Source organism: Actibacterium sp., from assembly GCF_041584535.1.
GTDB lineage: Bacteria > Pseudomonadota > Alphaproteobacteria > Rhodobacterales > Rhodobacteraceae > Actibacterium_D.
This window is the reverse complement of record NZ_JBFHDW010000070.1, coordinates 1-10,241: the sequence shown is the minus strand read 5'-3', so window position 1 is coordinate 10,241 and position 10,241 is coordinate 1. Positions and strand designations below refer to the sequence as shown.

Below are 10,241 nucleotides of genomic sequence, written 5' to 3'. Positions count from 1 at the left end.
GATCAGTTGGAGATAGCGACGCTTGAGCGCGACAAACTCCGGCATCGCTGGCGGGGTCGCCGGAGATTTCACCGCCTCACGGAAATCAGGAAGCTCCTTGAGAAAGCCCAGGATCGCGCCCTCGGCGAAAGGGTCCTCGGCTTCGGTCGCCGCGACAAATTCCTCCCATGTCTTGAGCGAGGCGCTCTCACCGAGCCGACGCAAATAGAGCGTCATGTCGTAGGGGATGGATTCGAGCCCACGCCCGTCAAAGAATGGCGTCCCCGGCGTAATCTGGCGCAGCGTCGCGAAATCGGTATCTGCGAAAGGATCCTCGACCAGTTCCGCGCCCAGCTCTTTCAGCTCTGCCTTGGCGCGCTCGTAGAGCGCAGCCGCCTCGTCGGAAAGCGCATCCTTGCGCCAGCCGGGCCCGTAAAGGCCGAGGCGCTTGCCGTTCAGCCCGTGTTTCGAGATATCTGCGGCATAGCCGCCTTCAGGAATTTTATCGATGGAGGCAAGCGTCTTGGGATCTTCGGTCGTGAACCCGGCCAGAACATCGAGACCAAGCGCCGCATCGCGGACCGTTCGAGCGATGGGCCCGACAACGTCCCGGTTGCCGGATAGAGGGACCACGCCGGCGTTCGGCACCAATCCGATGGTCGGTTTGATCCCTACGAGACCCTGTGCCGAGGCCGGGTTTTGAATCGAGCCACCGGTTTCTTCTGCCAACCCCAAGACGCACATATGCGTGGCAACGGCCGCCGCCGTGCCAGCGCTCGAGCCACCCGGCGCGCGATCTGTGATCACCGGGTTGATGGTCGGCCCGGCCCAGCTGTCATTGGCATGGGTTCCGGTCCAGCTCAGGATCGGCACGTTGGTCTTGCCAAGGATGACGGCATCCGCCGCCCGCATCCGCGCCACGACCGGGCTGTCCCGTTCGGGAATAAGATCGACCCCACCGGCCTTGGAATAGAGCATCCGCCAACCGGCGGTCGTCGGGATCCCCTGCATGTCCATCGGGTCTTTCACCACCACCGGGACGCCAGCCAAAGGGCCAAGCTTTTCTCCGGCGGCCAGACGGCGATCGATATCGCGTGCGGTGTCCAGCGCGGCCTCATTTTCAAAGATGATTGCGTTGTAGCGGCCGTTCAGCGCCGCGATCTGGGCGAGACAGGCCTTGGTCAGATCCTCTGCCGTGAACCGGCCCGATTGCAGGCCGTCCTGCACGGTTGCGACGGTCAGTGTCCCGAGATCCGGCAAGGATTTCTCCGAAGAAAGCGAAGTGGAAGGGTCCGTGGTCATTGGGTGCTCCTGTGCGATTGGCAAGCATCACGCTGCCATGACCCGGATCAGGGCCGGGCTGGTTCGAAATACGGGGTGTGGACGCTTGGGGCGGAACGGCTCCGCCCCAAGTCGATGCGCTTATTTTGCGATGCCGATGATCGACTTAAGCACCGAGGCGCCGACCGTATATTTCGGGTCCACCATATTGCCCAGACGCACGCGTCCGCATTGCGTCAACAGCATATAGGCGTCGATCTCGTCAAAGCCGAAGTCTGCGGCCATCCAGCGGATCAACTCGCGATAGGCCCCGCGGGCCGCATCCTCCATCGGGCGCGCCGAGCCGACGGTCATGTAAAAATCCTTGTTCTCGAGACGCGGCGTGCGGATGGTCCAGTTCTTGATCAGGTCGATGCGCACCGTGGTGACGGTCGGGTGCTCGATCGCGACACCGCACAATTCACCATCACCCTGCGCCGCGTGACAATCCCCGAGGAACAGGTAACCGCCCTCGGTCTGCACCGGCAGGTAAATCACCGCCCCGGGCGCGACATCAGGCAGGTCCATGTTGCCACCGTAGTAATCGGGCACCAGCGAGGAAATCGCCTCTGCTTGCGGCGCCGTGCCGATGGTGCCGATAAAGGGCTCATACGGCAGGTTGATCTGGTCGTTCCACTTGGTGCCCTCTTCCACCGTGATCTCCAGCTTGCGCACCACTTCGGGGAGCGGCTGGGTCAACAGAGCGGTTTCAAATGTCGGCACCAGACCGCCGAATTCCGGCATGATGACGGTGGTGCCCCGTGGCTGCGGTCCGCGCGGCACGATGCTTTCGATATAGACGGCAATGGTATCGCCCTTTTCGGCGCCATTGACATAGATCGGCCCGTTCTGCGGATTGAGAAAGGGAAAGTTCAGGATCTCGGAGGGAACATCGGTTTCCTTCTGAATCGCGCCTTCGAAAGCGTCATGCGTCTCGGCGCTGACCACGGTGCCCGGATCGACGCGCAGCACGGGATCGATCCCCGCGGTGTAAATATAGGGATAGTCGCCTTGCTCGGCCTCGGTGATGGTGCGCGTCTCAAGTGTCTTGCCTTGCGCGACGCCTTTGCGGGCCATGATCGATTCTTCAAACCAGCTCATAACGGGATCCTTTCTGTGATGGTCTTGATTGTGCCAACGGCTTCAAACCGACAGGTATTGGCGAATGGTGTTGCGGTCCTGCAGCATTTCACGATCCAGCTCCGCGACGATGCGGCCCTTGTCCATGACGTAACAGCGCTGTGCCATCGCCCGGATCATGTCGATGTTCTGTTCGACGAAGACGACGGTGACGCCGGTCTCCTTGTTCAGCTCGACCATGATGCGCGCGATGTCCTGCACGATATTGGGCTGGATACCTTCGGAGGGCTCGTCGAGCAGGATGATCGAGGGCTCTCCCATCAGCACCCGCCCGATCGCGAGCTGCTGTTGCTGCCCGCCGGACATGGTGCCCGCGCGCTGATCCGCGCGTTCCTTCAAAATCGGGAAATAATTGTAGATTTCCTCGATCTTGCCAGCGATGGACCGACCGGAAATCGACTCTCCGACCAGCAGGTTTTCGAGGACGCTCATCCGCGGGAACACATCGCGCCCCTGCGGCACATAGCCAATCCCCTTGCGCGCCCGCATATGCGCCGACAGAAGATCGACCGATGTGCCACGCAAGTTGACCGAACCCTTGTCGGTCGGCAGCAAACCGATCAGCGTCTTCATCAGGGTGGATTTGCCGACACCGTTGCGTCCGATCACAGCGACGATCTCGCCTTCGCGGACCTGGAAATCAGCGCCTTGCAACACCGGTTTCCCGCCGTAGCCGGAATTCAGGTTTATAACATCGAGAATAACGTCCTTACGCATCGGACTCTCCCAGATAGATTGCTGTAACACGCTCGTCGGCAACGATTTCATCGATCGTGCCTTGGGCGAAAACCTTGCCGAAATGCAGCACCGTCACCTGGTGCGCGATCTGTCGGACAAAGGCCATGTCGTGCTCGACAGCGAGCAGGGTCATACCCTCCCGGTTCAGTTCCTGAAGCATTTCTCCGGTGGCGAATGTCTCGTCGGGCGTCATGCCGGCCGTCGGTTCGTCCAGCAGCAAAAGCTTCGGCTTCAGCGCAACGGCCATGCCGATTTCCAGCCACTGCTTCTGCCCATGGCTGAGATTGCCCGCCTGTTGCATGTGATCCGCGGAGAGTTTCAGAAATTCGAGCAACCGATCGATTTCCTCGCGCAACATCTGTGGCGCGACGTGGTGTTGCAGCGCGATCTCAAGGTTTTGCCGGACGCTCAGTTCCTTGAAAATGCCCGGCACCTGAAACTTTACGCTGATGCCGCGGCGGATGCGCGCGAACGGTTTGTCTCGCGTGATGTCAGCACCATCATAGAAAATATGACCGCTGTCGGGCAGATGCTCGCCAAGGATCAGCCGGAAAAACGTGCTCTTGCCGGCGCCGTTCGGGCCGATCAGACAATGCATTTCACCGGGCTCGAGCGCGAAATCGACATTGCCTGTCACATGGAGCCCCCCGAAATGCTTGTTGAGCTGGCGTGTTTCGAGAATTGCCATCACAGCTCCCCTTTCATCTTGGATTTGCGCGCCGGCCAGAGATCGGACAGGGCGATCACGATGCCGCGCGGGGCGATCAACACGGTGATCACCAGAAGGGCCCCCATCACCACCAGCGCATATTGGCTGCCGTAGATCGTCAGCGTCTGGAACACGATAAGCACCGCGAGTGCGCCGATGAGCGTCGTTGTCAGATCCGAACGGCCTCCGACCGCGACCCAGACGATCGGCAGAGACGCCGCAGTCATCCCCATAGAGGCCGGCGTGATATAGTTGCCCCAAGAGGTGTAGAGCACGCCCGAGAGACCGGCGAGCGCCGAGCCGATGACAAAGGTAATCAACTGGTATTTGCGGATGTCGTAGCCGAGCATTTCCGCGCGCAGCGGGTTTTCACGGATCGCTACGATGACATTCCCGAACCGGGAATTCACCAGAATCCGAAGCCCGAGGTAAACGGCGACAAGCAGCGCGAGCGTCGCATAGTAGAGCGTGACATCGGGGTAGAGAACAATCGCGCCGCCGGGCCAGGGAATGGTCAGGGACGGCATGGCCCCCATGCCGTTGAACCCGTTCAGCCGGGCCGTGCCGATGGCCCATTGCGGACCTGCCGTCTGCGCCATGAAACGTTCGAGCACGAGCGTGACAGAAAGCGTCACGATGCCGAGGAACACGCCGCTGATCCGGCCGAAGAAAAGGAAATAGCCAAGGATTGCCGCAAAGAGTGCGCTGATCCCGACGGCCAGAACGAGCGAGACCAAAGTCAGGCCGTAGGCATCCCCGAGGTTGATTGTGAGAACGCCATAGGCGTAACCAGCAACGCCGAAAAAGGCGGTCTGACCAAAACTGAGAGCGCCGCCATAACCCCAGATGAGGCTGAGCCCCATGGCCATGAAGATCCAGTTGAAGAAATAGACGTTATTGCCCACGTCATAACTGTCAGCGAATTGCGGATAGATACAGGCCGCAAGAAGGACGAGCGCGAAAAGCGACCAGAACTTCGGGCCTTTGCCCAGAGTTTGCGGCCCTTCGACGAGCTTTAGGAAAGCAGTGAATCGGGAGGGGTGAGACATGTCAGGCTCTCTCTTTCAGGATCTTGCCGCTGATGCCGCGCGGGAGAATTCGGATCACGATGATGACTGCGATCAGCATGCCGATCTGGCCGGCCAGCTGGCCTTGCCAAGAGGTCAGTGTCGCCTTGATGAAGCCAAGGACGACAGCTGCAGGCGCCGTGCCGAGAAAGATATCCGCCCCGCCCACGACGACGGTGACGAATGCCTCGACCATGAAGGACGATCCCATCGTCGGCACCAGTGTCATCGTCGGCGCATAAAGGCCCCCGGCAAGCCCCGCCAGCGCGGCCCCGAGGCCAAAGGTCATGCTATAGACAAGGTTGGTATTGACCCCGAGCGCCTCGGCCACATGCGGCACCTGAATGGTGGCGCGGGCAAGGATGCCGAAGCGGGTCTTGGTTAACATCAGCCACAGGGCGGCGAGTGTCACCAGCGCCATGATCATGAGGACCACGCGGTAGACGGAATAGGAATAATTGCCGATCGAGAAACTGCCGAAAGGCGTGCCGCTGCCGGCCATGGTCGTCCCGAGCACGATCAGGGTGCCTTGGGTGACAATCATCGAAATGCCCCAGGTCGCGACGATCGTATCGAGCGGACGTTTGTAAAGCGGCCGGATCACCGCCACTTCGACGATCATTCCCGCAATCCCGGCGGCGACCGATCCGGCGATGATGGCCAGAGGCAGCGGCACCCCCATATGCGTCACGCTGGTCGAGACATAGGCGCCACAGAGAATGAACTCGCCATGGGCAAGGTTGATCACCCCCATCATGCCGAAAATGACGGCGAGCCCGCAGGCGCTCAACACGAGGAAGGCGAAGGCATCCCCAAACTGATAGAGAAAGCTGAAAACTGAGTAGAGGAACTCCATGGAGCATCCCTTTCTTGCGAAGTCTGCTGAGGAACCGGCGGCGCTGAGGGATGCGGCGCATGTTGGCACCGCATCCCGTCTAGGTCTTAGTCCGCAGAGGGCAGGCTCGACGGCGTGTACTGCGCGCTCGGATCGTTCTGGGTCAGATCACAGCCGACATCGCCAAGCCAATAGGGCTGAATCGCGTCCCATTTCGTCGGGAACTCGATCGAGTGATCCTCTTTGACATGCGCCAGATAGATGGTGTGCGAGGTGTGCTGGCTTTTCGGATCGATGCACATTTTGCCTTCCGGGGCGTCATAGCAGAGTTCGCCATCGGCCAGGGTCGCACGCAGGTCCGCAAGCTCGGTCGAGCCGCCGGCCTTCTCGACCATCTCCTTGAACAGGTAGACCGCCGCATAGGAGTTTTCAGCCTCTTGGTTGATATAGGGCTCGTCGGGGAACATCGCGTGGAACTTCTCGACGAACGCCTTGCTTTCCGGCGTGTCGATCTCTTCGACATAGTTCACCGTCGCATACATGTCTTTCAGGCTCGGCGGGGTGAAGCGCTTGTGCTCATAGCCTTGACCGACATTGACCGACGAGGCCATCGGCAGATCGACATTGGCGGCACCGGCCTGTTCGTAATACGAGGATTGCGCCGTCCCGACGAGCAGGGTCACCACAAAGTCCGGCTTGGCAGCCTGGATGTTCTGGATCGTCTGGGAGAACTGAGAGACCCCGAGCGGGATGAATTCCTCGCCGACCATCTCACCGCCGTTCTCGGTGACGATGTTCCGGACCCATTCGGCCGAGATTTGGCCGAAGTTATAATCCGCCGCGATGGTGTAGACCTTCTTGCCGTAGGTCTCCATCATATAGGGCAGCAAGGTCGAGAACTGCTGTTCGGGAACGGCGCCGGTGACGATCATGTTCGCGTCGCAGACTCCGCCTTCATACTGGTTGTTATAGAAGGCCAGCCCGTCGAACTGATTGACGATCGGGCGATAGGCTTCGCGCGAGGCGGAAGAGAAGCCGGCGAAAACGACGTCGACCTTGTCTCGCTGAAGGACCCGGCGCATGAATTCCTGATAGCGCGTATTGTCGGACTGCGTGTCATAAGTCACGAGTTCAATCGGGCGCCCGGCGATCCCGCCGGCGTCATTGATTTCCTTGGTCGCCAGCTCGATACCATGCACCTTGCCGATGGTCGCGAGGGCAAAGTCGCCGGACTGGTCTTCGAGGACGCCAAGCTTGATCGGTTCGACATTCTGCGCGGCCAGTGGCCCTGCAAAAGACAATAGGGTAGCGAGCGCCGAAATGGCGCCTGTCAGATTTCTTTCCATTTTCAACTCCTTGTTGCGTTTTTTCGGGTATTTTGTGACGCCTAGCGCGTTTGACACCTCTTGTGGGATGACAAGCGATCGGCGTCGCCCTCCGGTCTTGCCTGCATCAGGATCTCACAATGATCCTCGATGCTGACACGTGCCCGCATGCTGTCTTTTCGCAAGACATCATACGCTGCATCTTCATTGAGCCCTTGCTGTCGCATGAGTGTCGCCACCGCCCTGATGACGTGAACTCTCTTGCGTCGCCGCTCTGTTAAATCCTCCAGCTTGCTCTGCAGGCTGTTCATCCGGCTGAACTCATTCACCGCCAGAAAAAGCGCGGAATAGACCGAGCCGCTGTGAATTGGTTTCGGCAAGAGCGACAGCGCACCAAGCTGAAACAAGGCCTTGAGCCGGCTGGGAGCTTCGATCCCCACCAACCCGACGGTCGGACAGGGCGCCATCGCATCCGCAAGCCCATAGCTGTCCGGCCAGACAGGCGGCAGGCTGAGATCGCCATCGATCAGCACGATGTGCTGTTCGGGCTGCAGATTTTCCGGCAGTTCTAGAACCTGTTGCAGCCCGGTGAGCGGTCGCGGCTCCGGTGTCAGGCCGAGCCGTCGCAACGTGGCCTCAAGCGCATCGAGCGAACGCCCGCCGGGCGTCAGGATGACGGCTGTCCGGTCGCGAAAGTTTTGAGTAACACGCGGTGTTCTCATGACACGATCCTCATGCGCGGTTGGCGCTGCACCGTTTCAAGCTTGGTGGCCGAGGCCACCAGATAGGGATCCGGGGCCACCGGGCGGGCGGCCTCGACCAAAATATCGAACTCGAAATCCGAGCGTGAGAGCCCGATCCGCGGTGTCAGTTCGGCGTGAAAGGTCACCGGGTCGATCGTCACCTGGCCTTGCGGCGCGTCAAAGACCTGACCCGCCACGGCGTCCTGAACCGCACAGACCTCTGCCGTGCCGGCCTCGGTGACCGCCTTGGCCAGCATATGGACGGAAATATAGGCGGCCTCGGCCTCGGCCGAGACAGCCGGACCTTCGGGAAAACTCTCCCGATAGGCCGACACGAACCGGGCATTCCGCTCGCCCGGAAGCGAAGAGAAATAGACGCTCGAGCTGATTTGCCCGTCGGCGCCGACTGGTCCGATCGCGTGCAACTCCGGTTCCGACAAGTTGCAGCTTGCGATCGGAAAGCGCATCACCTGGTCGATGCCGCGTTCGATACAGGCCGTTCGGAAGGCCCGGCAGAATGCATAGGACGAGTCACCGATCAGGGCATTGAAAACGAAGTCGGGCTTCAGCTCGAGAATTTCGGAAATGATGTCATCCAGCGCCACCTCCCCGACCGGCAGATAGCGCTCGGCGAGCACTTCCCCGCCGCGTTTCTGCAAACCGTCGCGCATCACGCGATTGCTTTCCCAGCCCCAGATATAGTTGGAGCCGATGCAATAGGCGCGATGGCCGAAACGCGCGCACAGGAAATCGATCAGCGGCGAGATATGGTGATTGGGCGCCGCCCCCGTGTAGACGACATTTGTTGCGCTTTCGAACCCCTCATAATGGGTCGGATACCACAGCAGAGCATCGTGTTTCTCGATCAGGGGGATGACTTCTTTGCGGCTCGACGAGGTATAGCAGCCGCAGATATGCCGAATGCCACGATCGAGCATCTGCTGCACCGCTGGCGCGTAATTCAGGAGGTCGCCCTTCGGATCAATGTGAAATGGCTGGAGCGTGACACCAGAGGCCGGATCGGCATTCACTTCGTTGCAGGCAAGACGCGCACCGTTGAGAAGAGTGTGCGCCACCGTGCCGTAAGGGCCGGTGTCCGAAAAAAGAAGGCCAATTGGTAGCTCGATCTTGTTCATTGCCATTTCCCAACGCAAAAAGCCCACAAGCATGAAAATGCTATGGGGCTCACTTGCCGATATGTGTAGGATTGAAATTTGCCGTATGAGCACATTTGCTCGGCGCTGATACCAAGCTATGCGCCCGAAACTAAAGCCGTCAAACAGGACGAAGCGTTCTTGCCAGAAGTCCCTTCAAAAACCCCTCGCCGCACAATCTTTGCGCAAAAATATTCAGCTTAGCCTATCTTTTGGCCACGTTTGCGCTCGCATGCAAGCCCATGAATGCGTCCTCCGGCGTAAGGCGACCGCTCGAACGGGCAATCCAACCCGCTTTCATGGCGCGGCAAGTATCGATTCTTCGACACCGCCCATAGTGCGCCCCGTTGCTGCTGGAATCACTTTGAGCGGGCCAAAACGGTTCGCTTCGTGACACAGCGGATCTGTGAAGCCAGACGAACCACTCCACGAAAAGTCTTCCTCTGCCACGATCCGTCGCTGCTCCTGCACAAAACAGGCACCGGTGGAGAGCCTCTGAAGCAGGGCGCCGCGACTATCGGCCCATCCCTGGCATCGAAGGGCCGCCGGTGATATGGGCGTCGTTGTTTTTGATTGTGTTAGAACGACCAAACCCCGCCTTTTGGGCGGGGTTTTATTGGTTGCGGGAGTACGCAACCAGCAGAACCTACCGCAAGCTACGAACAAAGAGAATCCAAGGCTTAGCCGGAATGTGTACCTGCCAAATCACGGTGAGGTGCGCGATCCACGCTACCACAAGCGTTTTGATCTGCTCTTCAACGCTTACGACATCACCGACACATACCTGAGAAACGGAACTGACTGATCTCATGAGATCAGTCGTCTTCCGCACCTCGCAGTGTCGGTCGGTCGTGGGCTGGAGAACAGACCATGACGAAAAGACCGAACGGAAAACGCGAGTCCCCCCTATCCATCCGCCTCACCTTCGAGGAACGGGCGAGGCTCGATAGCCAAGCGGGCAACCTGCCCCTTGGCTCCTACATCAAATCCCAGCTCTTCACTGATGAGGCTGAAACCTACCGGAAGCGTCGGCGTGCACCGCAGGTCGACGAAAAATTGCTGGCTGAGGTTCTGGCCTGTCTGGGTGCAAGCCGGATCGCCAATAATCTGAATCAGCTCGCCAAGGCGGCGAATACTGGTTCGCTGATTGTTGACCCTGATACGAAGCGCGATCTCAAGCGAGCTTCCGATGACATTCACGCGATGCGCATGCTGCTTATGCAGGCGCTGG

10 protein-coding genes are annotated in these 10,241 nt (G+C 59.6%); 1 reads left to right on the top strand and 9 read right to left on the bottom strand.

The window, feature by feature from the left end:
- The 9 genes from ABYW26_RS05335 to ABYW26_RS05295 all read right to left on the bottom strand — a co-directional run.
- Nucleotides 1–1,281: amidase (locus ABYW26_RS05335; protein ID WP_372603756.1), on the bottom strand; the 1,281-nt coding region annotated here is incomplete at its 3' end.
- 120 nt (nt 1,282–1,401) lie between these two features.
- Nucleotides 1,402–2,400 (bottom strand): acetamidase/formamidase family protein, encoded by a 999-nt coding sequence (locus tag ABYW26_RS05330; RefSeq protein WP_372603755.1) that lies wholly within the window; start codon nt 2,398–2,400, stop codon nt 1,402–1,404.
- Between the two features lie 42 nt (nt 2,401–2,442).
- On the bottom strand, nt 2,443–3,156 hold the full coding sequence (locus ABYW26_RS05325; protein WP_372603754.1) for an ABC transporter ATP-binding protein: 714 nt from the start codon (nt 3,154–3,156) through the stop codon (nt 2,443–2,445).
- Nucleotides 3,149–3,865 (bottom strand): ABC transporter ATP-binding protein, encoded by a 717-nt coding sequence (locus ABYW26_RS05320; protein WP_372603753.1) that lies wholly within the window; start codon nt 3,863–3,865, stop codon nt 3,149–3,151. Before ABYW26_RS05320 ends, ABYW26_RS05325 begins: the two co-directional genes overlap by 8 nt.
- A complete protein-coding gene (locus ABYW26_RS05315; RefSeq protein ID WP_372603752.1) occupies nt 3,865–4,935 on the bottom strand; it encodes an ABC transporter permease in 1,071 nt (356 codons plus the stop codon). Before ABYW26_RS05315 ends, ABYW26_RS05320 begins: the two co-directional genes overlap by 1 nt.
- 1 nt (nt 4,936) lies before the next feature.
- Nucleotides 4,937–5,809, bottom strand: a complete 873-nt coding sequence (locus ABYW26_RS05310) for a branched-chain amino acid ABC transporter permease (protein ID WP_372603751.1) — start codon at nt 5,807–5,809, stop codon at nt 4,937–4,939.
- A gap of 86 nt (nt 5,810–5,895) precedes the next feature.
- On the bottom strand, nt 5,896–7,134 hold the full coding sequence (locus tag ABYW26_RS05305; protein WP_372603750.1) for an urea ABC transporter substrate-binding protein: 1,239 nt from the start codon (nt 7,132–7,134) through the stop codon (nt 5,896–5,898).
- Nucleotides 7,135–7,175: 41 nt separating this feature from the next.
- Nucleotides 7,176–7,835, bottom strand: coding sequence for an ANTAR domain-containing response regulator (locus ABYW26_RS05300; protein ID WP_372603749.1), 660 nt, complete (start codon nt 7,833–7,835; stop codon nt 7,176–7,178).
- The gene (locus tag ABYW26_RS05295) at nt 7,832–8,992 is read right to left on the bottom strand and encodes a transporter substrate-binding domain-containing protein (RefSeq protein WP_372603748.1); all 1,161 of its coding nucleotides are present in this window, start codon (nt 8,990–8,992) and stop codon (nt 7,832–7,834) included. Before ABYW26_RS05295 ends, ABYW26_RS05300 begins: the two co-directional genes overlap by 4 nt.
- Nucleotides 8,993–9,880: 888 nt before the next feature.
- Here ABYW26_RS05295 and mobC point away from each other — a divergent pair.
- On the top strand, nt 9,881–10,241 hold a 361-nt coding region (gene mobC, locus ABYW26_RS05290; RefSeq protein ID WP_372603747.1), incomplete at its 3' end, for a plasmid mobilization relaxosome protein MobC.

Bases quoted from the DNA above. Each gene is read 5' to 3' on its own strand.
- ABYW26_RS05330 (WP_372603755.1), bottom strand. From the start codon at position 2,400: ATGAGCTGGTTTGAAGAATCGATCATGGCCCGCAAAGGCGTCGCGCAA.
- ABYW26_RS05325 (WP_372603754.1), bottom strand. From the start codon at position 3,156: ATGCGTAAGGACGTTATTCTCGATGTTATAAACCTGAATTCCGGCTAC.
- ABYW26_RS05320 (WP_372603753.1), bottom strand. From the start codon at position 3,865: ATGGCAATTCTCGAAACACGCCAGCTCAACAAGCATTTCGGGGGGCTC.
- ABYW26_RS05315 (WP_372603752.1), bottom strand. From the start codon at position 4,935: ATGTCTCACCCCTCCCGATTCACTGCTTTCCTAAAGCTCGTCGAAGGG.
- ABYW26_RS05310 (WP_372603751.1), bottom strand. From the start codon at position 5,809: ATGGAGTTCCTCTACTCAGTTTTCAGCTTTCTCTATCAGTTTGGGGAT.
- ABYW26_RS05305 (WP_372603750.1), bottom strand. From the start codon at position 7,134: ATGGAAAGAAATCTGACAGGCGCCATTTCGGCGCTCGCTACCCTATTG.
- ABYW26_RS05300 (WP_372603749.1), bottom strand. From the start codon at position 7,835: ATGAGAACACCGCGTGTTACTCAAAACTTTCGCGACCGGACAGCCGTC.
- ABYW26_RS05295 (WP_372603748.1), bottom strand. From the start codon at position 8,992: ATGAACAAGATCGAGCTACCAATTGGCCTTCTTTTTTCGGACACCGGC.